Genomic DNA, 26,945 nt, shown 5'->3' with positions numbered 1-26,945 from the left:
GCATTGTCACCAAGACCTTTGACTCGGATTTGACATTGTTTTGACGATTCGCTGCCCGCCTCAGGGGATACTAAACCCGTCAAAGCTGTTTCTCTGCCTGAGTTGTCTGATGTTGGTCTTCGCTTCCTTCCGGTTTCGCACGCTGTGGACGCTCATCTTTTTAGTGGGGTCGGCCGCGATTGTCGTCAGTCTGTTGGCCTATTTCCGTGTTGACCGAACAGCGACGTTCTTGCTGGAAAAAGGTGACCTGCGACATCAGCCGCTCTGGCGGACATCCTTCTATATCCATGTGGCGACGTCGACGGTCTGTCTGTTGACTGGTCCGCTGTTGATGTTTCGTCGAGCCATTCGCTGGAAGACTTTTCATCGATGGCTGGGATACGTTCATTTGAACGCGATTCTCTGGTTTGCCGCACCAACCGGACTGATCTTAAGCCTGAATCCCAAAGGTGGGCTTCCATCGGCAATCGGATTTGCTGTCACCGCTGGCCTTTGGTGGTTTGCAACCTGGCGAGGCTATCGCACGATTCAGGCTGGCAACGTTTCCGAGCATGCACGCTGGATGATCCGTTCGTACTCGCTAACGCTTGGCGCGGTCTGGTTTCGTCTGATTTTTGTCGCGATGGGACTCGTTTTGCCCGCCGTTTCCTCCAGCATCGATTACATCGCGTCGGTCTGGCTAAGTCTTCTGGCGAGTGTCTGGGTCGCCGAGTCAAGCATTCGCGTCGCCTTTCCGGTCAAACGCAAGTCGACATCTCGCGAAGGCTCATTCGCGCAAGCCGCACCGCCACTTTCCACACTTCCTGTCCCCTCGGTTTCAACCCTCAAGGCATTGAAATGAATCGTCTACTGGTTTTGCCATTGATCGTGTCTGTTCTGCTATTCGCAGCCATTTTCATGCATCTGTCCAACCAAGATTCGTCGGAAGGTGATGCCGTGTCCGGTTCCGTCGCATCCTTGGGGCGAGGGACGCCACAACAAGATTTGATGCCGTTTGATGAAGCTCGCCATAAGATTCTTGAATCCTGGCCGCAGGAGTCGCCCCAGGAGTTGTTTTCGCGACGTGAGGTTGGAGTATCACTAACTGCTGATTTGACGCCACCAGCTGATGTCACCGAAAATCGGTCTTCGACGAATTTCCTTTGTGCTTTAATCCTAGACGGAATGTTGCTTAATCCCCACAGCACGGATGAGCTAGAAGCCGCGATCGCGAGACCGTTACCCATTCATGTCGACCGCCAGTCCCGAGAGATTTTTATCTTCTTTCAGAGTGATTGGATCGAATACGGCCAGTGGCTAAAGACGTATCAGCCAGCGATTCGTGAAAGAACGGGGTTTGGCGTTTAGCGACATTTCGGATTAGGGAATTGGGCGTTAGCACCGGTTGCCAGTGCGAGAACCGCCGCTAACGCGGTGCGGCTGATAGGGCTGCAGCTTGGGTTTTTGGATTAGCCGAATGGGCGTTAGCCCCGGTTGCTCGTGCGAGAACCGACGCTAGCGCGTTTCGGCTCAGGGCAACAACCATCAGCCGATTGGGCGTTGGTCTTGGTTGCTTGTGCGAGAACCGCCGCCGACGTGGTGCGGGTCATAGGGTCGCAACCCTACTTTTCATTTGGAACATTGCACTAACCGCTGACGCAATTCATCCAGAGAACTCGCTTTGGCAAGTCCCTGCACCCATTGAAGCTGTCGCTCGCTGATTGGCACCGGAGAACCTTGGGGGGGAATCGAAGCGACGAGGCAGTCGAGTATGCGGTTGATCAACGTCTCGATTCCGCCACCGTTCGTCGCAACGGTGCGCACGATGTCCTCGTCTTTTGCAGGTTTCTGCTCCCCAATGGGCGCTCGATCCGCTTCCAAGTCTGCTTTGTTGAGAACATTGATCTGCGGAGGCGGTGACTGCAAGTCATCCAGGGCTTGCTGAAAAAACGAGCCGGAGTGTTCCTCGTTCGGTTGATTGACAATCACCAGCAGGTCGGCCTGTTTGACCGCTTCGAGGGCACGCCCGATGCCTTGGCGTTCGATTTCGTTGCCGGCTTGATGTAAACCGGCGGTGTCTCGTAATCGAATCGGCCATCCGTTGAAAACAGTCTCGGCGTCCAAGACGTCGCGTGTTGTTCCTGCGACATCCATGGTGATACTGCGGTCGTACCCCACCATCGCATTGATCAAGCTGCTTTTGCCGACATTGGGTGGTCCACAGAGCACGACGTCGAACGGGCGAGACAGTCGGACACCGATTTTTCCCGCCGCAGCGATTTGTTCGGCTTCGTCGATGACGGTTTGAAGACCTTGCCGATCCGGTGAATCTTCAATCAAACGCAATGATTTGTTACGCCATCTGCCCATCGCACCACGGACTTGGTCGAGGACAATTGCGGCAGTTTTCGTGGTAACACAAGCCACCAATGCCTGCTCTGCTTCGGCGATAAAGTCGTTTTCTAACTGATCTGAATGTTGGCACGAATCCTGGGCCGAGTCGATGTGACGAGCCGATTGAGGGTTTATTTCGCTGGCACCAAGCTGGCATAAGTCTTCGACGATTCGTTTAGCGGCAGCGGTTCCGCCGTGGCTGTGGATTTCGAATTGGTCAGCGGCGATCGGAACGACAACGACGGATTCACTAGCGATTTGGTCTTGAGTCGACCATGTGCCATATCGGACGTCACCGACAGACAGTGGGCGCGGGTGCTGGGTGCGGAAGCATTGCTGTAGATAGTCGGCCGCATGGGGGCCTTCGATCGCAACGACCGCGATGGCAGAACGCCCGACGCCGGTAAGCTTGCAGCACACTGTCTGCGATCGATCATGAATCGCTGTTGTCTGGTTCACGCGAGTTTGTTTTGATGCGGTTACCTTGTTAGACTCGCCATCATCGTATGATGACCTATCGTTGAGGAAGTGGTTGTCTTGATTGAACTCGCAAGCATGACTTCAAGATCGGTTTGCAGTTGACCAGCGTTAGCGATCGTCGCGCGGCAATGTTCGAGTTCATTCAGACGTAGAATCCGTTTCCGACGACTATTGAAAAAGTTAATAGAGGACCATGGGCGGAAGAGTGCCGGATCTAGCGTCGATGTCTGACGATGAATTGTTGGACATGCGAATCTGCGATCTGAAGCTATCGATCCGCGACACCATCTTGGAAACCCGTATCGATCAGCTAAATCGCGAGCTGGCCGATCGAGGGTTGAAATTCCGACCGCATTTCTGGCTGAGCGAAGATTGGTTCTCTCCCGATGGTATACCGGGAATCGCGATTCCGTTCTATCTGGCCCATCCTCGATTGTGTCGATTGGAGCGAAAACAGTTGCTGGAGGTCGAAGGTGGCACCAAGCAGTGGTGCATGAAAATCCTGCGGCACGAGACGGGGCACGCGATCGACACGGCTTTTCAGATCCGTCGAAAGTCTCGCTATCGAGAACTGTTTGGCAAAGCGTCCGAGCCCTATCCGGAGTTCTACAAGCCAAATCCTCAGACCCGTGATTACGTTTTGCACCTGGAAATGTGGTATGCCCAAGCGCATCCGTTGGAGGATTTTGCGGAAACGTTTGCGGTTTGGCTGCCCAAGAAAGGTCGTTGGAAAGCCCGCTACCGCAATTGGCCAGCGATCAAAAAGCTTGAATACGTCGACGATTTCATGAACAGCATTGCCGGAAAATCTCCGGTGGTGCAGTCCAAGCAAACGCTGGATCCCGTCAGCCAGATTCGCCGCACCTTGCGGACCCACTATCGCCGCAAACGCGAACACTACGGAATGGATTATCCGAATGTTTATGATAAAGATCTTCGCAAGCTTTTTTCTTGCGACCGGTCTCACCGTCGTAATCCAACCGCAGCGGCGTTGCTGTCACAATGGCGTGGAGAGATCCGGAGGGTCGTCGCGGATTGGACCGGGGCATACTCGTATATGGTCGATCAAGTTCTGCAGGAAATGATCGAGCGGTGCCGAGAACTAGAACTGAGGTTGGGCACCAGTGCTGATGTCTGTAAACGTGACGCGATGATTTTGGTGGCCCTTCGAACGAGCAATTATCTCAATTCGGGCCATAGACGGGTGATGATGTGAACAAACTGCGTGTGTTAGTCCTTGTCCGCGCTGGTCATGTTCCCCCGTTAACGCTGGATGGCATCTCCGAAAAAGAGCTTGACGCTTGGAAAGCCGAATTTGACGTTTGTGACACCCTTCGGCATCTGGGGCACGAAGTCCTGCCCATCGGCGTTTACGATGACTTGGCCCCGATCCGAGACGCGCTGACGGAATTCAAGCCGCACATCACGTTCATGTTGCTAGAAGAATTCCACGGGGTCGTGACGTACGATTTCGCGATCATCAGTTATCTGGAATTGATGCAGCAGCCCTATACCGGCTGCAATCCACGTGGGTTGTTACTTAGCAAAGACAAAGCGCTTAGCAAAAAGATTCTCACGTACCATCGCATCCCCACGCCGCGGTTTACCGTTTTCCCTGTCGGGCGGACCGTTCATCGTCCCAAAAAATTGGAATTTCCGCTGTTTGTTAAGTCTGTCACCGAGGACGCTTCGTTCGGGATTAGCCAAGCGTCAATCGTGCGCACCGATGAACAACTTGTTGATCGTGTGAGCTTCGTGCACGAACATGCCGGGGATGACGCCATCGTCGAACAATACATCGAAGGACGCGAGATCTATGTCGGGGTGATCGGCAACCAGCGGTTGCAGACCTTTCCCGCGTGGGAAATGGACTTTGGAAAGATGCCCGATGACACCGCGAGAATTGCGACCAGCCAAGTCAAATGGAATCGCAAGTATCAAGAGAAGCACGGGATCACGACTCACGAGGCCGCTGACCTTCGCGGTGAAGCCGGCGAGAAGGTCGCCAAGATTTGCAAACGCGTTTACCGTGCATTGAACATGAGCGGTTATGCGCGGATGGATTTGCGGCTGACCGATTCCGGTGATGTGTATGTTTTAGAAGCCAATGCCAATCCCAACATCGAATACGGCGAGGATTTTTCCGAGTCGGCCGAACGAGTTGGAATTCCGTATGAAGCCTTGTTGCAACGAATCCTAAATTTAGGCCTGCGTTATAAGGCCGCGTGGATGACGAATTTGTAGCCGCCCTGAGCCGAAACGCGCTAGCGTCGGTTATGTGGGCTTGGTTTGCATTCAGGTACTTTCAACCGCGGCTAACGCCGAAGCGGCTGATGGTGGTTCGTCCTGAGCCGAAACGCGTTAGTGTCGGTTATGTGGGCTTGGGTTGCATTCAGGTGCTTTCAACCGCGGCTAGCGCCGAAGCGGCTCATGGTGGTTTGCCCTGAGCCGAAACTCGCTAGCGTCGGTTATGTGGGGTTGGGTTGCATACAGGTACTTTTAACCGCGGCTAACGCCGAAGCGGCTGATGGTTGCTAGTCCTGAGCCGAAACGCGCTAGCGTCGGTTACGTGGGCTTGGCGTGCATTCAGGTTTTTTCAACCGCGGCTAGCGCCGAAGCGGCTCATGGTGGTTCGCCCTGAGCCGAAACGCGTTAGCGTCGGTTATGTGGGGTTGGCGTGCATCTAGGTTCTTTCAACCGCGGCTAACGCCGAAGCGGCTAATGGGTGTTAGCACTGAATCGAAACGCGCTATCCACGTTCTGGGTCCAACAGCGATTCTATTCTGGCGATGGCTTTGCCAAGATCATGATGCTCTTTGATCATTTTCAATGCCGCACGACGATGCTGATTGGCTCGTTCAGCATGCTTTGCAAATTCAAGAATCGCCGTCGCGATTGAATCTGGCTTGGCAACATCCGCCCAAAACGCGGTCGGTTCGTCATGCTGCAACTCAGTGGTCCCGCCTGCTCGTGTCGCAATCACCGGTGTCCCAAGAGCCATCGATTCTAAGACCACGTTTGGCATCCCTTCGAAACGCGATGGCAAAACCAACGCATCAGCTGAGCGGATTTCTTCGGTGGCATTGTCGAGATGGCCGAGGAATTGACAGTGGGATTGCAGTCCCAATTGTTGCACCTGCGCTTCCAGGTTTGGACGCAGGATTCCGTCGCCAACAAGCCGGAGTTGAAGACGAGGGCGTTCCTGAGGCCAATGTTTGATGACCGTCGCGAGTGCTTCGATTAAGTCGCTGTGCCCTTTCTCAGACGTCATTCGTCCGACGCAAACCAGTTTGGTCGTGTTCGGGTCGGAGGAAGCATGATCAAGATCGTCGCGGAAAGATTGTGAAACGACGACGGGATTGGGGATGACTTGCACGCTGCCTGGACGAAGTCCGTAATACTGCTCGGCCGATTCGGCGGCTTGATGGCTCACCGCGACAACAACGTCGGAGCAGCGATACGACTTGGCCAACCTTCGACGTTTCAGCCCAATAAATCGACTCTCGACAGCCGGTAAGGCTAGATGGGGTGGGCTGACGATCGTTGATACGCGTCGAATACCACGCGCTGCCTGACCGGCCAGAATTGACATATGAAAGGTTCGGTCATACACCGCGTCGATTTGATTGTCGCGAATCAGTTGACGGACATATGCGGTTTGCTCGCGAAGGGCGCGACCTGGGAAGTAAAGCTGCCGCGCCGACGAAGCCTGATAGGGATGGATTTGGACGTCATTGGGAACCTGATCTAGAAAGGGACCGGCAGCCTCGGACAGGTATAAATGAGGTTCGAAGTGATCTCGGGATAGATGTTGGGCTAGCAACAAGACTTGACGTTCGCTGCCACCGCCACGCATCGAGCTGATCATTAGCAAGACGCGTTTTCGTTGATTCAAACTCCGTGACGAGGCCATCCCAATAGTCAAGGTTTTGATACCTCGATCCAGACCATGCGGTGATCACTGGCCGAGGCCCATTTGGATTTCGCATCGCTGCTTGCAGGCCAAAACACACCGCTGTCGATGACATTCAGGTTGCTGCTGGGCAATACATAGTCAACTCGCATGAATCCGTTGCGTCCCCAGTCGGCAGTCTTGGTTGCCAAGTCGCCTTTCCCTTTGAACTTACTTTGTCGGTCATTGATCGCATCATCAGTTGACTTGGGTTCAACATCATTGACGCGTGGGTGGGCAATCAAGCTCTGGATCGCTTCGCGCCGACCGCTGCCATCAATCGGATCGGCGTTCAGATCACCCATCACAACAAACCGAGCTTGTTCGGACAGTCCACCTGTTTGGCCCGCATCATCGACTAGCCAGCCTTTGCTTTCGGTGTCGTCTTGAAGGTAGTTCACCCAAAACTGCACCTCGTCGTGATTGCGTGCCCCGTTGCGGTCTTCACGTCCGTCGAAAACAGGTGGAGTCGGATGGCTTGCGAGGATGTGAATTGTCGTGTCACCCACTTGAACGGGAACATCGATGTGATTTTTGCTACTTAGGCGGAGCTTTGACCAAGTCGCATCGTCGTAATAGAAATCGCCTGTCGATGGGACGACCGGCCGAATCGCTCCAGGCATTTGGCTCCAAGCGAAGTTTTGAAATGTGCGCAGTTCTGATCGTTTGATCGGAAAGCGGCTGAACACGGTCATCGAATACTGGCCCGGATAGATTCCGTATCCGAAGGCGTCGTTGGGACTGTGTCGTTTACCGTCGTTGTTCAAGTCCAATTCGGAATCGATTCCGGTGTTGCTTGGTGCACTAAAGAAATACGGGTAGTCGATCCCTTCGAGTGATTCGCCATTGGTATCGGTTTGCCCGATGGCGAAGTAGTTGGTTGCCAATCGTGATGCGACGACCGAGTCTTGGTCGTAATCGAGTTCGTTGATGAGCAGGATATCGGGGCGTACCGTCTGCACGATCCGGGCGATGTTTTGAGCTTGGGCATCGTCTTTGCTCGCAAGCCGATCGCGTATCTCCGATGCAGACTTTCCATACAGCGAGACGTTGAATGTTGCGATCCGCAATTTGTCTTGCGCCATCAGGGGCGAAACGCTTAGGATGATTGTGAAGGCGAGCAGACGATGAAGCATCATGATGATGGATCGCTGGGATGGTTTTGTGTCAGTGGTGAAAGCAACGAGGACGCACTAGGGTACTCAGGATTCGCCCTTGAGCCTGCGTCGGATCCATTCTTTTCGCTTTTGCAGATCGCGTTCAAACCCCCGTTCGACGGGTTCGTAGTAGGTTCGGCTGGAACCTAAGTAGTCTTGGGCCGCGATACCATCAGGGCAATCGTGGCTGTAGATGTACCCTTCCCCCCGCCCCTGTTTGGCGGCGGTCGTCGAGTGTGCGTCCATCAAATGCTGGGGGACGGCAAGCAGTTTCTTTTCGCGCACGTCTTTACGGGCCTTCCCGATGGCGACCGTTGCGGCATTGCTTTTGGGAGCCAAAGAAAGATAGGCGGCGGTTTGCGAGAGCAAGAGTTGGCTTTCGGGTAACCCGATAAACTCGCATCCTTGCATACAGGCGACGGCCAAAGGCAGGGCATGTGGATCAGCGTTGCCGATGTCCTCGCTGGCCAAGATAACGAGGCGTCGACAGAGAAAACGGATGTCTTCGCCGCCTTCTAACATTCGAGCCAGCCAGTACAGAGCGGCGTCGGGATCGCTTCCGCGAATGCTTTTGATCATCGCGCTGACCAAGTCGTAGTGATCGTCACCCGTTCCGTCGTATCCGGCGACACGTTTGCCAATCGATTCAGCGGCTGCGGAAACGTCAACTTTGGGTGGTGTGCTAGCGCTACTGGCGACCGCAATTTCCAATGAAGTCAACGCCCTTCGGGCATCGCCTTCACAGACACTGGCCAACAGTTCGAGGGCGCTGTCTTCGATTTCGACATGAAGGTTGCCCAGCCCTCGAACCTTGTCACCGAGAGCACGTCGCAGCAGAGATTCGATTTCTTCGGCGGCCAAGGTCTGCAGTTGAAAGACATGGCTACGACTGATCAAGGCTCCGTTGACGGCAAAGTAAGGGTTGCTAGTCGTCGCGCCGATTAGCGAGACGATGCCCTCCTCGACGTCGGGCAGTAAAGCGTCTTGTTGGCTTTTGCTGAAGCGATGGATTTCGTCAATGAACAGTACGGGAGCGGGTTCGCCGGTCGCGACCAAGTCTTTCGCCCAGGCGAGTGCTTCACGCACTTCCTTCACGCCACCGGTGACCGCACTGAGTGGACGAAAACGGCTGCCGGTTTCGCTTGCCAGCAGATTCGCCAGCGTCGTTTTTCCTGTTCCGGGAGGCCCGGCAAGGATGATCGATCCCAGCTTGCCTGCGTCAACCATCCTGCGCAGTAGTTTCCCCGGTCCTAAGATATGCTGCTGGCCGACATATTCGGCAAGCGACTTTGGTCGCATCCGCGCAGCTAACGGTTTAGCCGCTTCCAAATGGTCCGACTCTTGGGCTTCGAAAAGGGAAGGCGTATCTGTCATCAGAGAGGAAGGTCGGCGGTTGAAATTGGAACGTCCGACCAGTGTCAGGTGGGCTGTTCGGAGCCCAAGTGAAAGCACCTAGTTGAAACGAATCCCAAACACATTTTGGAAGATGAAAATGATCGGATGGATCGCATTGGCGATCACGATCGCCATTTTGGCGGCGATCGCTTGGCGTGTCGATGATTGGAGCCGCGACTGGACACAAAACAGTGCGCGTTTATCACCTGAAAGCGACAACCGGTTGTTGCAACCTCTGCAAATGGGCGTCTCCGTCGATGAAGCCGATCGCCGAATTCGGGATTGGGTCGACTCGCAAACAAACTGGAATGTTGAAAGTGTGCACAACGACGATTCGAATCGGACGATGCATCTAACGAGAACGACGCCGTTATTTCGTTTTGTCGATGACGTACACGTCTCAATCGTGCCTGATCCGGACCAGTCGGGATGCCGGATCGATGCGACCAGCCAGTCGCGAGTTGGAAAGGGCGACTTGGGGCAGAACCCACGAAATCTGATCGAACTCACCAAGGGGGTCGCTTCGGAGGCACCTTAACGGCAAAAGCGTGACCGATTGTCGATGATCGGTCATTGTTCTGGGATGTTTGCCGACGAAAGGCAAAGCGATCGGCTAAAATTTGCTGTAGCGTCTACGCTCCCTCCTTCGGCCACACCCTCCTGATTATGGTCAATCGATCCAACCGTTTTTCCAATGCCAGTCGTCTCGGTATCGCTGGTGCAGTGATCGGTCTCGTTTACACGATCTCGACACCCCTGCAGGCGACGACCAGCGTTTCCGATCAGGATCAGGTGGCCGCGCCGCTGGACTACCAGCGTGATGTTCGTCCGATCCTTTCGGATCACTGTTTCGCCTGTCATGGTCCCGACGAGGCCAAGCGTGAAGCCGATTTGCGTCTGGATAGCTCCGAGGGTGTTCACTCCGTAATCGAAGCCGGCAAACCTGATCAAAGTGAACTGGTCAGTCGATTGCTTGCCGATGACGAAACCTTGATGCCGCCACCAGAATACGGCAAACCGCTATCTGACATTCAGAAGGACACCCTGCGGCGTTGGATCGAACAAGGCGGACAGGTTCAGGAGCATTGGGCCTTTGAAGCTCCTCAAAAGGCAGTGTTGCCGCCGGACACGAAAAATCCGATTGACCATTTCATCGATGCCAAGATTCGTGTCGCAGGGCTGGTTGGCAATTCGCAAGCTTCGCCGTCAACTTTGTTGCGCCGCGTCAGTCTTGGTCTAACGGGATTGCCACCGACGCGCCAACAAATCGATCGCCTGCATCGTGACGATTTTCAATATGAGCGGTTGGTCGACGAAATGCTGGCCACACCAGCATTTGGCCAGCACTTCGGCAGGTATTGGTTAGACTTGGTTCGTTACGCCGATACCCATGGGCTACACCTGGACAACTATCGGGAGATGTGGCCTTATCGTGATTGGGTGATCGATGCGATCAACAACGATATGCCGTTTGACCAATTCATCATCGAACAACTTGCCGGTGACTTGCTTCCCGACGCCACGCAAGCTCAGCAAATTGCCAGTGGCTTCAACCGACTGAACGTCACGACCAGTGAAGGCGGATCAATCTACGAGGAAGTCTTCGCTCGCAATGTGATCGATCGTACCGATTCCTTTGGCACTATTTTTCTGGGACTGACGACCCAGTGTGCCGTCTGTCATGATCACAAGTTCGATCCGATTCGACAGAAGGACTACTACTCTTTAAGTGCGTTTTTTAACAGCTTGGACGGACAAGCTCTCGACGGCAACAAAAAGGATCACCCGCCTGTAATCCGAGTCCCTAGTGAAGATCAGCTGGCGCAACTTGCCGAATTTGATCAGCAAATCGTTGATCTAAAGCTGGAGATGGAAGGCCCGATCGAGTCGGTCGATGCGGCGCAGCGAAGCTGGGAGATTTCGATTTCGCAACAGCCGGATTCCGAAACCGTCGTTCACTCAAAGGCACTGATCCCGGGGTCGGCAAGCGAGGTATCTCACGAGAGTCTGACCATCGACGACGAAGGCATTGTCATTTCCAATCGCCCGGCGAACGACAAGGCGACGTTGCTGGTAGAGATTCCCTTGGATGAATCCTTCATGTCACATCGGTGGCAAACGATCGTCATGGACGTCTTGCCGGACCCTGAATCCGATCGCGTTGGGATATCGTCCAATGGCAATGCGGTTTTGACCGAATTCGGCATCGACGTGATGGTGGGAGACGAATGGAAGCACGTTCTTATCACTGATGCGATGGCGGACATCGAACAAGACGGTGATCAATTCAAGGTCGAAAACGCGATTGATGGAAAAACGGATGGCCAAGGTTGGGCCGTGGCTGGGCACCAAACCAAAGGTTCGCGGAAAGTCCAATTCAGAAGCCTTGAGTTGTCTGACAGGCTTGCCGAACAGCCCAGCAAGTTGCGTTTCACATTGGACTTCCAATCGGTTTACGCCAAGCATCAGTTCCATGCGATGCGATTCAGTTTGTCAGACGCACCGCCACAGATCGGCGTCGACGATCAGATCAAATTAGGTAATGCGTATTTGGCGGGGCCCTTCACGGTCGAAAGCGAAAGCCCTGGCTATTCTCGAGTCTTCGTTTCAGAACAGCGCCAATTCAAGCCAGATGAGAAATTCAAGTACCGCGACAAAGAACTGACTTGGTCCGAACGCAGTGATTTCTCGCCGGTCGCAGTCCATTCATTGCCCAGCGAAAGCGATGCAGTCAACGTCAATGTGCTTTATCAGAAACTGACATCGCCCAAGGCACAGACTGTCGATCTTTTGCTCGGGACGAGCGACGGCCATGTGATCTATCTCAACAATAAACGTTTGCAGATCACCAAAGAGACTGGGCCTCTAAAACCGTTATCCCACAGCTATCGATTGGAGCTTCGCGAAGGCGACAACGATCTGTATATCAAATCCGTATCGCAGTCTCGCCCGATTCAGTTGACGTATGCGTTTCGGTCACCTGCGATTCCTGCCCCCATGCAAATTGCAGAACTGGTTTCTCATCCGCCCGATCAACGTTCTGAAGAGCAACAGCAATCGATCCGTACTTACTATCGCAAAGCTGTTTGCGAACATCCGGATTGGACGGCCATTGAAGACATGATCGCGGGGCTGGAAAAAGCCAAGGAGGAGATGAACAACGACATCCCGACCACGCTGGTCTGGAAAGAGTTGGCCACACCTCGGCAGGCTCATATTCTTAATCGCGGTCAGTACGACCAACCCGGCGAACCGGTCGATCGTGCGGTTCCCGAGTTTCTGCCGGCGATGGTCGAAGGCTTGCCGCGTGATCGATTGGGGTTAGCAAAATGGCTGACATCACCCGATCATCCCTTGGCCTCCCGCGTCGTTGTCAATCGGGTTTGGCAATGGTTGTTCGGCGTCGGACTGGTGAAATCCAGTGAGGACTTCGGCAGCCAAGGTGAACCACCAAGTCACCAAGCACTTTTGGATTGGTTGGCAGTCGATTTTCAGCAAAACGGCTGGGACTTGAAACGGTTGATCAAGCAGATGGTGATGAGCGATGCTTATCGTCGTGATTCGTCAATCGATCAAAACCAGTTAGCGATCGATCCGAAGAACCGTCTGTTGTCCCGTGGGCCTCGCTATCGATTGGACGCCGAGGTGCTACGCGACCAAGCGTTGTCTTTAGCAGGTCTGCTTAACGAGCAATCCTCTGGTCCCAGCGTCAAGCCGCCTCAACCGGACGGATTGTGGTACGCCGTCGGCTATACCCGTAGCAACACGGCAAATTTCAAAGCCGACAAAGAGATCGAAAAACGACTGCGCCGAAGCGTTTACATCTTTTGGAAACGCACCAGTCCTCCGCCGCAGATGTCGACGTTCGATGCGCCTAGTCGTGAATCGTGTACCGCGCGTCGCGAGCGGACCAATACGCCGCTGCAAGCCTTGGTGTTGATGAATGAGCACCAGTATTTGAAGGCCTCCAAGCATCTCGCGATTCGAGCTTTCAACGATACCGATGCCGCACCCGATGAAGAACGCTTGCGTTGGATGTTTGAAACGGTCACTTCTCGACTGCCCAGCGAAGCCGAAATCAGCGAACTACAGCGTTTGCTAACAGAGCTGCGCGATGCCTATCTTGCTGACGAGAACGCGGCCAAAGATCTGCTGTCGGTTGACGATGTCTCGCAAGCGGGCCTGTCCGAAAGCGAACATGCGGCTTGGATGATGATCGCCAGCACACTGCTAAATCTAGACGAAGTTGTTAATTACTGAGTTGTTAAATACTGATCTGGCAAAGGCGTTAAATCTCAAAGCCACCTGCCGCTCAAAAGCGTCGTACGAATCCTTCCGACAATCGCGAAACTGAACCGATGAATTTGCAGCAAGAACACCAGCTAGCGTTGACCAGACGATCGCTGTTCTCGCGTTCCGCGGCTGGACTTGGGCTGGCCGCGCTTTCGTCGCTCGATGCTTCTGGCACAGAAAGCTCACTCGTGACTTCATCAGGTCGCGGCACAACATCGCAGCCGGCTGGCAGTCAAGCCAAGGGTGGCTTGCCGTCGCTCCCGCACCATGCCCCAAAAGCAAAGCGAGCAATCTATCTGTTTATGTCTGGCGCCCCCAGTCAGATCGACATGTGGGATCACAAGCCCACGATGTCAGAGTGGTTTGATAAAGATCTGCCCGATTCGATCCGCATGGGGCAGCGTCTGACAACAATGACCAGCGGGCAATCTCGATTTCCGATCGCACCAAGCGTCTACAAGTTTTCGCCTCACGGTGAATCGGGGACATTGGTCAGCGAGCTGCTGCCACAGACGGCAAAGCACGTTGATGAACTGGCAATCGTTCGTTCGATGCATACCGAGGCGATCAATCACGATCCGGCGATTACCTATATTTGCACTGGCGATCAGCTTCCAGGAAAAGCCAGCTTGGGATCATGGCTTAGCTATGGCTTGGGAACGGAGAACGAAAACCTTCCCGCTTTCCTTGTGATGACGGCTTCGTGGACCGGTCGTAAAGAAGCCCAGGCGCTCTACAACCGGCTATGGGGAAGCGGTTTTCTGCCAAGCAAGTATCAAGGTGTCGCGTTGCGCAGCACCGGTGATCCCGTCCTTTATTTGTCTAACCCAAAAGGCGTTAGCGCCGGCGTGCGTCGAGAGATGCTTGATTCGCTCGCGCGGCTGAATCGGATGACGGCCGATTCGGTGGGAGATCCGGAGACCCACGCCCGGATCGCGCAGTACGAAATGGCTTTTCGGATGCAAACCAGCGTTCCGAATTTGGCTGATATCAGCGATGAGCCTCAATACATCTTGGATATGTATGGCCCAGACGTGACCACGCCCGGAACGTTTGCCAACTGCTGTCTGATGGCGCGACGAATGGCGGAACGCGGAGTGCGTTTTACTCAGATTTTTCATCGCGGATGGGACCAACACAACAACCTTCCCAAAGACCTTCCCAACCAATGCCGTGATGTCGACCAGCCTAGCTCGGCACTACTAACCGACCTTCGTCAGCGCGGGATGATTGACGACACTTTGGTCGTGTGGGGGGGCGAGTTCGGGCGGACGATTTATTGCCAAGGCAAATTGACCAAAGACACCTACGGTCGTGATCATCATCCGAAATGTTTTTCAGTTTGGCTTGCAGGTGGCGGGACTCAGGGCGGCGTCGTTCACGGTGAAACCGACGAGTTCAGCTACAACATCACAAAGGATCCGGTGCATATCCGTGATCTCAATGCGACGATATTGCATCTGATGGGAATCAATTCCGATCGCTTTACTTACGCTTTCAAGGGACTCGATCAACGATTGACCGGGGTCGAAGGCGGACGGGTTGTAAACGAGATTTTGGCGTGACGGACGAACTGAAAAGTGGTGAAGATGATCGAACGAGCGAACATCAGCTGAGTGCGTTTTCGGCTGGCGCTATTGTCGCAGCCAGCATGATCGGGGCGGGCGTTTACATCACCAGCGGATTTACTTTGGCCGATCTCGGTTCGCCATTCCAAGTTGTCTTCGCGTGGGCGATTGGTGGGGTCATCGCGATTTGCGGCGCGATCTGTTACGGAGCCTTGGCTCAGAAATTTACCGAATCCGGTGGCGAGTATCTTTTCTTAGCGCGAGCGGTTCATCCGGCTGCCGGAATGATGGCCGGGTGGGTGTCGATGATCGCAGGCTTTGCAGGCGCGATGGCGTTTGCGGCGACGACGTTTGAGGAATATTTACGAGTCTCCCAGTGGCCGCCACTGGCTTCGATCCCGGAAGGAAGTTTTGCAGTTTTCTTAGTGGTGGTCGCGGCGGTCGTGCACGGGATCGGATTGCGTCCCGGAACACGAATTCAAAACTTTGTTGTCATATTTAAGTTCATACTGGTTGGCCTTTTCATACTGATCGCTTTGGTGGACTTTCCTAATTGGCAAGGCGGCGCAAGGGTGGTAAGTGGCGGCGGCGAGCCGTCAGAAGTTTGGACGTGGGCACATCTTTTTGTATTCGCAAACGCGCTGACTTGGATCTCGCTTAGCTATAGCGGGTTCAATGCAGCGGTTTATATGACCGGCGAGATAAAAAATCCGCAGCGGGATGTCCCTCGCGCGATGTTAGGGGCGACCGTCGGAGTGACCGTCATCTATGTGGTTTTGAACGGTGTGTTTGTGTTCGCACCACCCGCCGATGAAGTGACGGGGAATCCTAATATTGCCACGGCAGCCGCATCTGCGATTGGGAACCAAATGATGTCCAATGGCTTCGCAATGGGGCATTATGTTGGGCCTTTGGTGTGGATCGCGATCCTAGCGGGGTTGGTAACATCCGTCTTTGCGTTGACGCAAACGGGACCACGGGTCTATCACAAAATGGCATCAGATGGACTACTACCAAAATTTTTGGCCGGCCATCTAACAAGTTCTGACGAGGCGGTGGGTTTGAACCTCCGCCCGGCAATTTTTACCCAGGCGGTATTGGGATGCCTCTTCATTGGCATTGCATCGCTTCGGGAGCAACTAAACTACCTCGGATTCACACTCTCGGTGTGTGCGGCACTTTGTGGGGCACTGGTGTTCGTCGTGCATAAGCGTGATGAGCCATTGTTGCCACACTGGGCTTTTCCATTGGTTCCGATCATTTACGTGTTCGGCACCCTAATGATTGCTACACTGACGGCCATACGGGTTCCCGTGCAGGCCGCTGTAGGACTAGGCACACTTTCGCTGGGCGTGATTGCATACTGGTTGACTCGCTTGTTGTGGGGTAGTCGGGCGTCGAACGATCGACGAAACTGACACAGCTGTGCGTATTCGAGGCGGACCGCGCGGCAAGCTAATCACGAGAGCCTTTTTCGAAACAGATTTGAAAATGAGATACGCATTTCGGCTAGCTGAGCTGCTGGGCCATACACCTGACCGTCGTAAACGTCCCGGAACGATCAAATCGATCGTCGAACATACGGGGCTGGACCGCCATCAGGTGGCGTCACTGCTGAAGAATGAAGCCAAGTACATTCCGCTGGACGCATTATCACGCTTATGTGATTACTTGATCGATCAAGGTCATGCCACCGCCGAGCAATTGCCAGGTGCATTGTTCGCGGTTAACCCAGAAAACTTCTGGGAATTGATCGCCCGCCGTAGTGAGATCGAAATCATTGTCGGTGTCCGTGCAACGGACGCCAACGCGACCCCGGAAGGTGCTTCCGTTGTCGCCAGTGACTCGGTCCTGGTGGGCGAAGTTTTGAGCGGCGTTTCCACCTTGGGTGGCGTTGCTAAGCACAAAGAAACCGAGCCGGGCGAAGAGAAACGCGAAGTTCCGATGCCGGACCGCTTCCAGCAGACTCTGGTCTGGAGCCCTGGCCAAGTTGAGCCTCAGGATGTTCGCCGCCGAGCCGAAGAAGTTTTTGACGGCTTCGTCGACGCGACCGGTGACCGCGGTTTGATCTGCGTCGGCAGTATCAAAAGTAACCCTGTTGTCGAGCTTCTGTTCTCGGACGTCTTTGGCTTCACGCCATTCGTCACCGAAGACGATGTTGACGATGTTCAAGCTCGGTCCTGCCCGTTCTTCCTGCGTTATCGCGATACCGACCCCAAACCCGATAGCGCTTCGGCGGGGACACGGCTTAGCAAGAACGAAGACGCACCCGAGCCAGGGTTCTATTACGAAAAAGACGATGGAACTTGGGAATTTGCCGGCGGTAAAAACAAGGACACCGCAATGGTGTTCTACATTTATCGTGAAGCTCTGGGGCGATTGGACATGGTCCTTAGTGGATTCTCGGGCCGGGCGACTCGGTTGTTGGCAAAGACACTCGCCATTCGTGGCGAAGAATTTTGGCCACCGGTTTATGAAAAGTCCGGCGACATCATCGGTGCTTATCTAGTCACCTATGAGCAGCCTGAAGACGAGCAGACTCGCGACGACGCACTGTTCAATCCCAGTGGTCCTGCGGAAATCATGCCGCTTCCGACCGAAGCGATCGCACGTCGTATGGCACGTCGCTAGGTCCGTGTTCGGATAGCCGGTTCGGCCTATTGCAAATCATCGGTGAAACCACCGATCCGGGGCGAAAGCGATTTGTGATTTATCCGTTCGGCAGATCCGCATTGTGACCGTGAAATTTTGACTTCCATGAATAGAATAAGCCGGTTCAATTTGAGCCGGCTTTGTTTTTGGATTGGCTAATCGTCCACTAGCCCGGCTTCACCACACGACAACGCTTCTTTGTATCTGCAACATCATTGGTGACCGATAGCCGTGGGAAAACGACAAAGCAAACCGCAGAAACCGACGGCCGCCGAACAAGCCGACAAGTTTGACCTGTATCAGAAATCGGTTCAAACTCCGGATCACGAAGTCGAATTCTTCGAGCAAGCTTATCGTGAAGCCTATAACCGCAAGCCATTGACCCTGCGGGAAGATTTTTGCGGCACTTTTGCGGTCTGCTGCGAATGGGCCAAGTCCAGTAAACGACGTACGGCGGTCGGCGTCGACCTGTGCAGTGAAACGCTTCAGTGGGGCCGAGACCATAATCTGGCACGGCTGAAACCCGAGCAGCAAGAGCGTGTCCGGTTGCTCGAACAAGACGTTCGCGACGGAAATACCGAACCGGTCGATGTCTTGGCGGCCCAGAACTTTTCCTTCTGGATCTTTAAGACTCGCGCCGAAGTGGTTGAATACTTCAAAACCGCGCTGTCGCACTTGGACGAACGCGGCATCATGGTGATGGACATGATGGGGGGCGGCGAGTGCTACGCGGAGCAGCACACGGATAAACGAACGATCAAGAAAGGCAAGAATGGCTTTGCCTATCACTGGACGCAAGAATCATTCAACCCGATCACCGCCGACGCTTCGTTCTCGATCTCTTTCAAATTTCCCGACGGCAGCAAGCTGAAACGCGCCTTTGAATATCACTGGCGTTTTTGGACCATCCCCGAAGTTCGCGAGATGCTTCACGAAGCAGGTTTTCGGGAGAGCCAAGTGTATTGGGAACGCGAAAACGAAGAGGATCCCGAGCTTGACGGCGGATGGTATCGCTGTGGGGCCGCCGATAGTGATCCGAGCTGGATCTGCTATATCGTTGGGATTAAATAGCTTGCTGGAGATGGCAGGCGGAGTCTGCATTGCAGTGCGTCGCAAGGCGGGAGCCTTGCGACGAGGATTGCGCTTACTTGCGACGAGGCACCCGCATTGTCACACGATGCTTAGCTTGCTGGTGGGATCGGCAGGCGGGAGCCTTGCGACGAGGATTGCGTTTACTTGTGACAAGGCTCCCGCCTTGTCACACAATGCTTAGCGGGCTCTGCCCGCTGCGGACAATAGCTAACTGAATTACTCAGCCGCAGCTGGTTCCAGGTTAAAGTCACCCGATAGGTCGCGCCAGACGCAGTGGATGTGGTTGGCTGGGTTGCCTGCCGCATCGGCTTGCGTGTTGACGAATTCGATCAAGAATCGTTTGCCGCGGATTCGGTAGTAGTGTCCGATTCCGGGTTCAGTCGCACCGGCCCATGCGAAGTGCACATCGTCCCAGCCGTCTTCCTCGATGATCGCTTGACGGTCGTTTGCAACCGGTTCCGCTACGACATTGACATAGGTCATGACCAGCTTTTCCAGCAGTGACTTTGCGTCTTCGTCGAGTGATTTGTAGGTAACGCCCTCGGGTTCGCCGACGGCGGCTTGAGCTTCACCGGCAAAACGAATTTCATCAAACGCATCTTGGTTGATGATCGCGGTTTCCTTGGTTTCGCCTTCGAGCGAATTGATCAGGTCGAATGCCAATTGTTCTTCGTCTTTCAGGATCCGAGTGCCTTTACCGGGCAACAGTTTGCCGGAAAGTTCAGGCACTTCGTTCATGACGGTCGCTGGGTTGGCAGCGAAAAACTGTGGGCTGCTGTCGACCAACGCGCCAGCTTCGAAGCTAAAGTTCATCGACATGTGGTGACCTTCGAAGCTAAGGCCCCATTTGCCCTCGTCGCCAGGCGTCCCAAAAATCGTGACGAAGTACTTTTGCGGGTCACGTTCCCAGCGTCGGTCTTTGCCTTCAAGCTCACGAAGAAGGCCTTCCATCAACATGATTCGGCTGGCTTTCTTGTAGCCGGCTTCACTAAGGGCGGCACGAAGCATTCGTAGTGCGTCAACTCGTTGTGCTTCGTTCATCTCACGCAAGGCCAAGCCTTTGCGGGTGTCTTTGGGGATGAAGTGCCATTCGACGCGTTTGTCGCTGTCATAGTCCATGACGGCTTTGGCTTTTTGGCCTTCGTCAAGTTGGCTTAGGAATTGGGTCGCGTAGGTGCCAACCTGGGCACCGGTCTCATCGGCCGTTTTCATTCCCACAGCGACCATGCAAACAACGGCGACCATGGCGGCAGAAGAAATTGCAAGCGAAGCAGTTGGCATTGCAGCGAGCGAACGCAACTTGGATGGCAAACGCATTTGGGGGCTCGTTAAAAGGCAGGAGGATGCGGGTGGGAAGATCGAAGGGCCCGATTCTACACATTTCGCTTTCGGGCGTCCTGTGAATCATCGGCGGCGTGGTCTGAAAAACAGGCATTCGGATCACTGCCCCCCCCCAGGCTGTCTCCGGTGATTGCCTGTCAAGACATGATCGGCAAGCAAGATCGGGACCGCCAGCAATCAGAATTTCCAACATCGCTGGTGACTAGGCGACCATAATGTGTTTCCGCGTTCGTTGCCACTTACGAGCTGTTTCGAATTCGCACGGTGTCGCTGTGTCACAACGGCGTTGGGGTGCATTTCGCGAGACGCCATCTTTTTGAATATGAGTACGACTACAACATCTTCAATCCATCCGATGCAGGCCGATTTCTTCGATCGGATGGGAGGCCCACAGCAGTTTCAGGAACTGTTCGCTTTCTTGCCCGATGTGTATTTCTTTTTCAAAGATACAAACAGTCGGATGATGGGCGCCAGCACAGCCATTTTGAAACGGTTGGGTGTCAACACGGAATACGAAATCATCGGTACATCCGATTACGATCACTTCCCTTCGCAATTGGCGCAAGAGTTTGTTCGTGATGACTTGTCCGTGATGCGAACCGGGCGTCCGCTGATCAATCGAGTCGAAATATGGTACACGGAACAACGACTGCTCGATTGGTTTGTAACGACGAAGCTGCCTGTACGTGGCCGAGACGGATCGATCATCGGATTGATGGGAACCGTGCGTGACTACAGCGGCGCCAAAGAAGAGATTCAAGCCTATTCCGAAGTCGATGAAATCTTGAACTTCATCCACAAGAACCTTGATCGCAAGATCGGCGTCACCGAATTGGCTGAGATCGCCGGCATCTCATCAAGGCAGTTGCATCGCCGTTTCGTCCAACTGTTCGGTTTAAATGTCCAAGAGTTCTTGGCGAAGACACGCATCAAAGCGGCCAGTGACGCACTCATTCACACTGATGACAGCGTAGGTGAAATCGCATCCCGGTTCGGGTTCTGTGATCAAAGTGCGTTTACGCAGCAGTTTAAAAAACATATCGGTGAAACCCCGCTTCGCTATCGAAAACGGCATCACTGTCTACCCCGCCTCTAGTCATTCCTCCTGCCATGTTGATTCCTCATCGCGTTTGTTGTGTGTTTGCGCTCTTGATCACGGCTGCGGCCGCTGTTCAAGCCGAGCAGCAGCGTCCGAATTTGTTGATTGCAATTTCTGATGACCAGTCTTATCCCCATGCGAGCGCGTATGGCGATCCCGCGATCGAAACCCCTGCTTTCGATCGCGTTGCCAAAGCTGGCGTTCTATTTCGAAACGCCTTTACCCCAGCACCTGGCTGCAGTCCGATGCGGGCGGCGTTTTTGACGGGGCGAGAAATTTGGCAGTTGCGCGAAGCCGGTACACATGCAAGCTACTTTCCAACCGATCTTCCGGTCTACACGCAGCAGTTGCAGCAAGCGGGTTACCACGTCGGTATGACTGGAAAAGGTTGGGGACCCGGAAAAGCTTTGGGTTGGCCCCACAATCCAGCCGGAAAGTCCTATGGAAAACAGAAGCTCAAGTCACCGCCCGGAATCTCATCCAACGACTATGCAGCCAACTTCGCAGACTTTTTAAACGAACGTGAAGACAATCAACCGTTCTGTTTCTGGTTCGGTGCGACCGAGCCACACCGTGTCTTTGGCAAGGGATTAGGAAAGCAGAACGGTGTCGACCCCGACAAAGTTCGCGTGCCTGGCTTCCTGCCTGATTCGCCCGAGATCCGCGAAGACATCGCTGACTACATGTATGAGATCGAGTGGTTTGATTCACATCTAGGCAAGATGCTTGACCAACTGGAGAACGATGGGCTGCTGGAAAACACGTTGGTTGTCGTGACGAGCGACAACGGCATGTCGTTTCCTCGTGCAAAGGCCAACTTGTATGAATATGGGATTCATATGCCTTTGGCGATCGCATGGCCAAATTCGGTTCCCGGCGGGCGAGTTAACGATGACTTGGTCAGTTTGATCGATGTTACGAAAAGCCTATTCACCGCCGCCGGTGTAACAGCGAAGCAATCCGAGCAGATGCCCGGGATCGATTTGATGCCGCTGCTTCGTAGTGAGCCTTCGGTCGACTGGCAACCGCGAGAGTATGTTTACAGTGGACGCGAGCGACATTCATCGTCCCGTTTCAACACGCTCGGATATCCCTGTCGCTGCGTCCGAACAAAGTCGTATCTCTACATCCGAAACTTCACACCGGAACGGTACCCTGCCGGTTCACCGCAGAAATACTCTCGTGTGACCTACGACAGCGAGGGCGGGATCGTCAAAAGTCAGTTGGGCCCAGAGGACGGTGGATACCATGACATCGACGCCTGCCCAACATTAGATTTTATGATCGCCAACAAGAGCCAGCTGCCTATTCAAAGCTTGCTGGATGCGTCGGTCGCATTGCGTCCCGCGGAAGAGCTTTTCGATATCCAAGCCGACCCCGATTGCATGAACAATCTGATCGGAAACCCAAAGCTTGACAGTGTTCATGCTGAGCTATCAAACCAGCTGGACGATTACTTGCGTCAGGCGAACGACCTGCGCGTGACAGATCCCGTTAAGGCTCATGTCTGGGAATCGTATCCGCGAATCAGTGGCCTGCGATGGTTTCCGAAACCGACCTGGGCGATCGAGAATCCTACATCGGTTCCGCAGCAAGATTGGCTGGAACAGAAACGCCCGACCGATTGATTGCGTGTGCGATTCGATCAGCTAGGACGCTGCCTCGACGGTCGACTGAATCTGTCTTAGAGCGTGTTGGATGTTTTGGTCATCGCAGCGCAACAGCAGGCTTCTTGGATCGGTGGGTTCGATCGTGATCCACAGAGTGTTTCGCGGCATGACCGCTTCGACTTTGTCAGCCCATTCGATCAGCACCCATGATTCCTGTGAATCGAATAACTCTTCTACACCGAGTTCCAAGAATTCGTCTTCGTCGTGAACTCGATATGCGTCCAGGTGATGCAGTGTGATCGGACCGGCCGCGACGTTTGCTGCATAGCTCGATAGCAACGTGAATGTCGGGCTGGTGACATCTTCCGGGTCAATGCCCGCCGCCGATGCGATGTTTTGCGTCAACGTTGTCTTACCGGCACCAAGTGTTCCGACCAAGCCGATCGTTAGTTGCGCTGGGAAAAATTGAACGAAGGCGTGGGCGACGCGTTTCAGTTTGGCAAGATCAACGTTGTCGATTTGTGCCATCGGTCAGGTCGCAAAGGAGGAAGCTGGACTCGGTCCGCAAAGCCAGCGGGAAAGTACGCTGGTCTATGAAGCAAAAGGCGATAGCAGAAGATCGACAGGCTGCTAGGGAACCAGCCAAAATGCACCGCTCATGAATGCCCCTTGAGCCAAAGCTCCACGGGCACTAACTGGCACTGGTGGTACGATCCAAGGGGCACAGTTGCCCGGTCGATAGTAGCCAAGTGCGTAGACGCATTCGTTTGGTGGGTGAATGCCCATCTTGTATGGCAAGACGGCGATGTTGGCAAAGAAGTGTGCGGACGAAACGACGGGCTGTAGCCATGGGCCGGCCGTGTGACCATAGCGTTCCAAGTTGACTTCTTCGAAGTAACGCGGCTTGCTGCATAGGTTGGACGCTTTCCAGGTCATCGTCATTGGTGACCAAGTTCGCGGTGTGTAGGCAACTTGTTCAACCAAGCATTCCTTCGGCAGTCCCCAGTTGTCAGCCAAGTATCCGAGATCGCCTTCGCTGATGCGATGGACTGACAGTTCTTGGCGTTGGCCGGCTTCGTTTTCGATGATCACCTGCTCATAAGCTAGTCCGATCAACTTTCCTCGGGCAACTTCTTGGCCGTTCAGATTGCTCCACGCACGAACCGATTGACGCTGCTCGAATTTTTCTCGCTGCCGGTCGTAATCCTCTGGATCAAACAGGTCTGGTCGGAACGGCGGGCTGGGATCCAGTGAGATCTTATCGATCGTTTCTCTGGCGATTCGTTCTCGGAAGTCTTCGCAAGACAATTCGTTCGATCGCAACATTGCGGTATCGCTATAGGCATCGTCGCCAAAGCGATCCGAAGGTCTGTCGCTTGGTGAAGACTCGCTACGCCCCGATTGGTTGGATGGTGCTGGCGGTGTGAACCGAAAGTCATCCATCGCGTCAGCTGGCTGAGCCGACGGTGCTGGGATTTCTTCGACGGGTTGTTCCGCTGCCTGATCCGCCTGCTGTTTTGGAAACAAGTCCGGATCATTCAGCAAGCCACGTAGTGACGAGCGTCCTTGTGAAGGCTGGGACGGAGCCGCTTGCGAGGGCATCGGCAGTTCTGGATCCGGCACTGGGATTTGCTCAGAAGGCTGACCTGGCATTCCGAGTTGTTCTGCCGCAGGGCTCAGTTGCTCTGCTGCTGGATTGGGCATCGACGGATCAGGGATCGCTCCGTTGCGGAACGGGTTTGATCGCATGTCGTTCGAGGGCGCGCTGTTCGGATCAGCCAGTGTATCGGGCAAGCCAAAACCTTTGGCCGCAGGTTCGTCTTCGGTTTGTGGAACCGGGATCGGTACCGCCGCAACGCGAGCGACAGCTTGTCCGCCAGCATTGGTTCCATCAGCAAATGGATCGTTAAAGAAATCTTCCGGACGCGGCAAGCGTTCTTGCAACTGGTTTTGGGCGATCGGAGTTGCACGTCGGTAATTCGCTACCGGACCGCGTTGCGGTTGTCCCAAACCCGAATTCGCCGGAGCTGCTTCTGTATGGGCAACTTGTTGGATGGCCTGCTGGTTGGGTTGCCGCGCAAAGACATTGCTGCCCTGTTGGTGGTGGGCAGTCTGCACCGCGGCATGTGCCTGCGAGTTAGCTCCCGAGTTTGCTCGCAGGGCAGCAACATGGCGAGGGCTTGTCGTCGCCGCTGGTTGAGCGAACACGTCCGACTGAGGGACATGAGCGGGGGCGGGCGCTACTTGAGAACTTTTTCGCCAACGGAGATTCCAGCCTTCGGTTGTCGAGGACTGTTGGTTGGCGGAGGAATGATACTGCGTCTGCGGCTGTTGAGCGAAAGCCGTCTCGCTGAGCGCCAATCCGCTCAGCGGCGCAAATGCCACCAAGGCGCCCAGCAGCAATCGTGCCGGGCGGACTCGACTGTCATTAGCCTGCGTCGGATGACCCGACATCGGGACTGTAGTTGGGCGCTTCTTGCGTGATCGCAATGTCATGCGGATGGTTCTCCCTTACCGTCGCGGCCGAAACACGGATGAACCTTCCATCGCGTTTCAGCTCTTCGATCGTCCTTGTTCCCAAATATCCCATGCCCGCACGCAATCCGCCGACCAGTTGGTAGACGTAATCGCTTAGCGGACCTTTGTAAGGCACACGGCCTTCAACGCCTTCAGGGACAAGCTTCCCAGCTTGCACGCCTTTCTGGCGGTATCGATCGCTGCTGCCTTTGACCATGGCACCCATCGATCCCATCCCTCGGTACGCCTTAAACGTTCGACCTTGGTAAAGGATCACTTTGCCGGGGCTTTCGGCCAGTCCGGCAAACAGGCTGCCAATCATCACGGTGCTGGCACCAGCAACGATGGCTTTCGTAATGTCACCGCTAAAGCGAACGCCGCCGTCGGCGATGACAGGTATGTTCTGTTTGTTTGCGACCTGGGTCGCTCGCATGATCGCGGAGATCTGAGGCACGCCGACACCGCTGATGACACGAGTCGTGCAAATCGACCCGGGGCCAATGCCAACCTTGATTGCGTCTGCACCTGCATTGATCAGGGCTTCGGCACCTTCGGCAGTCGCGACATTACCCGCGATGACATCGATGTCCCAGCTTTTCTGTGCTTTAATCTCTTTGACCGTTTCGACCACGTTTTTACTGTGGCCATGAGCCGAGTCGACGACCAGCAAGTCTACGCCTTGTTTGATCAACTGCTCAGCACGGGCTAAATCGCCAACCCCGATGGCTGCACCGACACGCAAGCGACCTTGCGGATCTTTGCAAGCACGGGGGAATCGCTTCATCATGTCGATGTCGCGAATGGTAATCAGACCCGTTAGTTTTCTATCTTCGTCAATCAGTAAGAGTTTCTCGACTCTTTTTGCCGTTAAAATTCGCTCAGCTTCCTCAAGCGTTACATTCCCCGTTCCCGTCACCAAATTCTCACAGGTCATGACCTCGGAAACTGGGAGGTTTGGGTCTTCTAGGAAGCGTAGGTCGCGCCGGGTGAGAATTCCGGCTAGCGTGCCGTCCTCGTTGACGATCGGGATGCCGGAGACGTTGGCTTGGTCCATCAGCTCGGCAGCTCGGCCAACCTTCTCGCCCGGGGGGAGCGTGACGGGGTCGACGATGATGCCGTTGGCAGAACGCTTGACCTTCAAGACCTCTTCGGTCTGTGCTTCGGTGGAAAGGTTTTTATGGATGATCCCCAACCCGCCTTCTTTGGCGAGTCCGATCGCCATTTCGGCTTCGGTGACGGTGTCCATGGGAGAGGACAACAAGGGGATTTGCAAGCGAATGCGCCGAGTCAGATGGCTGCTAACATCGACTTCGCTGGGGACAACTTCACTGTATCGAGGCTCCAGAAGAACATCATCGAAGGTGACGCCGCTGTAGCTGATTTTGTCTTCAAACATGCCGAACCTGTCACGCTGAA

Annotated in this window: 20 protein-coding genes; 12 read left to right on the top strand and 8 right to left on the bottom strand. The window is 54.4% G+C overall.

What is annotated here, in order from left to right:
• Positions 1–109: 109 nt before the first annotated feature.
• Both LOC67_RS08775 and LOC67_RS08770 read left to right on the top strand, forming a co-directional pair.
• A complete protein-coding gene (locus LOC67_RS08775; RefSeq protein WP_230262215.1) occupies positions 110–841 on the top strand; it encodes a DUF2306 domain-containing protein in 732 nt (243 codons plus the stop codon).
• Positions 838–1,347: a hypothetical protein gene (locus LOC67_RS08770; RefSeq protein ID WP_230262214.1), complete on the top strand. Its 510-nt coding sequence runs from the start codon at positions 838–840 to the stop codon at positions 1,345–1,347. The genes LOC67_RS08775 and LOC67_RS08770 overlap by 4 nt, the downstream gene beginning before the upstream one ends.
• 261 nt (positions 1,348–1,608) lie before the next feature.
• On the opposite strand, the gene LOC67_RS27550 is transcribed toward LOC67_RS08770, so the two are convergent.
• Positions 1,609–2,832, bottom strand: a complete 1,224-nt coding sequence (locus tag LOC67_RS27550) for a GTPase (protein ID WP_230262213.1) — start codon at positions 2,830–2,832, stop codon at positions 1,609–1,611.
• Positions 2,833–3,076: 244 nt separating this feature from the next.
• Between LOC67_RS27550 and LOC67_RS08760 the strand changes: the two genes are divergently transcribed.
• Positions 3,077–4,069 (top strand): putative zinc-binding metallopeptidase, encoded by a 993-nt coding sequence (locus LOC67_RS08760; protein ID WP_230262212.1) that lies wholly within the window; start codon positions 3,077–3,079, stop codon positions 4,067–4,069.
• Positions 4,066–5,097 carry an ATP-grasp domain-containing protein gene (locus tag LOC67_RS08755; protein ID WP_230262211.1) on the top strand — a complete coding sequence of 344 codons (1,032 nt, stop codon included), beginning with the start codon at positions 4,066–4,068 and terminating at the stop codon, positions 5,095–5,097. The genes LOC67_RS08760 and LOC67_RS08755 overlap by 4 nt, the downstream gene beginning before the upstream one ends.
• Positions 5,098–5,602: 505 nt before the next feature.
• Here the strand turns inward: LOC67_RS08755 and LOC67_RS08750 are convergent.
• From LOC67_RS08750 to LOC67_RS08740, 3 genes are all read right to left on the bottom strand, one after another.
• Positions 5,603–6,766: a glycosyltransferase gene (locus LOC67_RS08750; RefSeq protein ID WP_230262210.1), complete on the bottom strand. Its 1,164-nt coding sequence runs from the start codon at positions 6,764–6,766 to the stop codon at positions 5,603–5,605.
• Between the two features lie 8 nt (positions 6,767–6,774).
• Positions 6,775–7,944 (bottom strand): endonuclease/exonuclease/phosphatase family protein, encoded by a 1,170-nt coding sequence (locus LOC67_RS08745; protein ID WP_230262209.1) that lies wholly within the window; start codon positions 7,942–7,944, stop codon positions 6,775–6,777.
• Between the two features lie 63 nt (positions 7,945–8,007).
• A complete protein-coding gene (locus LOC67_RS08740; protein WP_230262208.1) occupies positions 8,008–9,336 on the bottom strand; it encodes a replication-associated recombination protein A in 1,329 nt (442 codons plus the stop codon).
• Positions 9,337–9,418: 82 nt separating this feature from the next.
• Between LOC67_RS08740 and LOC67_RS08735 the strand changes: the two genes are divergently transcribed.
• The 6 genes from LOC67_RS08735 to LOC67_RS08710 all read left to right on the top strand — a co-directional run bounded on the left by LOC67_RS08735 (position 9,419) and on the right by LOC67_RS08710 (position 18,941).
• Entirely contained in the window at positions 9,419–9,895 is a 477-nt protein-coding gene (locus tag LOC67_RS08735) for a DUF1499 domain-containing protein (protein WP_230262207.1), read from the top strand.
• 128 nt (positions 9,896–10,023) lie between these two features.
• A complete protein-coding gene (locus tag LOC67_RS08730; protein ID WP_230262206.1) occupies positions 10,024–13,617 on the top strand; it encodes a PSD1 and planctomycete cytochrome C domain-containing protein in 3,594 nt (1,197 codons plus the stop codon).
• A 98-nt stretch (positions 13,618–13,715) separates the two neighbouring features.
• The gene (locus tag LOC67_RS08725; RefSeq protein ID WP_230262205.1) at positions 13,716–15,215 is read left to right on the top strand and encodes a DUF1501 domain-containing protein; all 1,500 of its coding nucleotides are present in this window, start codon (positions 13,716–13,718) and stop codon (positions 15,213–15,215) included.
• A complete protein-coding gene (locus LOC67_RS08720) occupies positions 15,212–16,636 on the top strand; it encodes an APC family permease (RefSeq protein WP_230262204.1) in 1,425 nt (474 codons plus the stop codon). The genes LOC67_RS08725 and LOC67_RS08720 overlap by 4 nt, the downstream gene beginning before the upstream one ends.
• A 73-nt stretch (positions 16,637–16,709) precedes the next feature.
• Complete coding sequence (locus LOC67_RS08715) at positions 16,710–17,849, top strand: helix-turn-helix domain-containing protein (RefSeq protein WP_230262203.1); 1,140 nt, start codon at positions 16,710–16,712, stop codon at positions 17,847–17,849.
• A 252-nt stretch (positions 17,850–18,101) separates the two neighbouring features.
• Positions 18,102–18,941: a hypothetical protein gene (locus tag LOC67_RS08710; RefSeq protein WP_230262202.1), complete on the top strand. Its 840-nt coding sequence runs from the start codon at positions 18,102–18,104 to the stop codon at positions 18,939–18,941.
• A gap of 237 nt (positions 18,942–19,178) precedes the next feature.
• Here the strand turns inward: LOC67_RS08710 and LOC67_RS08705 are convergent, their stop codons facing one another.
• A complete protein-coding gene (locus tag LOC67_RS08705) occupies positions 19,179–20,279 on the bottom strand; it encodes a DUF3500 domain-containing protein (RefSeq protein ID WP_230262201.1) in 1,101 nt (366 codons plus the stop codon).
• 346 nt (positions 20,280–20,625) lie between these two features.
• On the opposite strand from LOC67_RS08705, the gene LOC67_RS08700 reads away from it, so the two are divergent.
• Positions 20,626–21,399: an AraC family transcriptional regulator gene (locus tag LOC67_RS08700; RefSeq protein ID WP_230262200.1), complete on the top strand. Its 774-nt coding sequence runs from the start codon at positions 20,626–20,628 to the stop codon at positions 21,397–21,399.
• Positions 21,400–21,413: 14 nt separating this feature from the next.
• On the top strand, positions 21,414–23,030 hold the full coding sequence (locus LOC67_RS08695; protein ID WP_230262199.1) for a sulfatase: 1,617 nt from the start codon (positions 21,414–21,416) through the stop codon (positions 23,028–23,030).
• Between the two features lie 21 nt (positions 23,031–23,051).
• On the opposite strand, the gene tsaE is transcribed toward LOC67_RS08695, so the two are convergent.
• The 3 genes from tsaE to guaB form a co-directional block, all read right to left on the bottom strand.
• Complete coding sequence (tsaE, locus tag LOC67_RS08690) at positions 23,052–23,540, bottom strand: tRNA (adenosine(37)-N6)-threonylcarbamoyltransferase complex ATPase subunit type 1 TsaE (protein ID WP_230262198.1); 489 nt, start codon at positions 23,538–23,540, stop codon at positions 23,052–23,054.
• A gap of 102 nt (positions 23,541–23,642) precedes the next feature.
• Complete coding sequence (locus LOC67_RS08685; RefSeq protein ID WP_230262197.1) at positions 23,643–25,466, bottom strand: hypothetical protein; 1,824 nt, start codon at positions 25,464–25,466, stop codon at positions 23,643–23,645.
• Entirely contained in the window at positions 25,441–26,925 is a 1,485-nt protein-coding gene (gene guaB, locus LOC67_RS08680) for an IMP dehydrogenase (RefSeq protein WP_230262196.1), read from the bottom strand. The genes LOC67_RS08685 and guaB overlap by 26 nt, the downstream gene beginning before the upstream one ends.
• Between the last annotated feature and the right edge of the window lie 20 nt (positions 26,926–26,945).

Source organism: Stieleria sp. JC731, assembly GCF_020966635.1.
Lineage (GTDB): Bacteria > Planctomycetota > Planctomycetia > Pirellulales > Pirellulaceae > Stieleria.
This window is presented reverse-complemented; position numbering and strand designations above follow the sequence as displayed.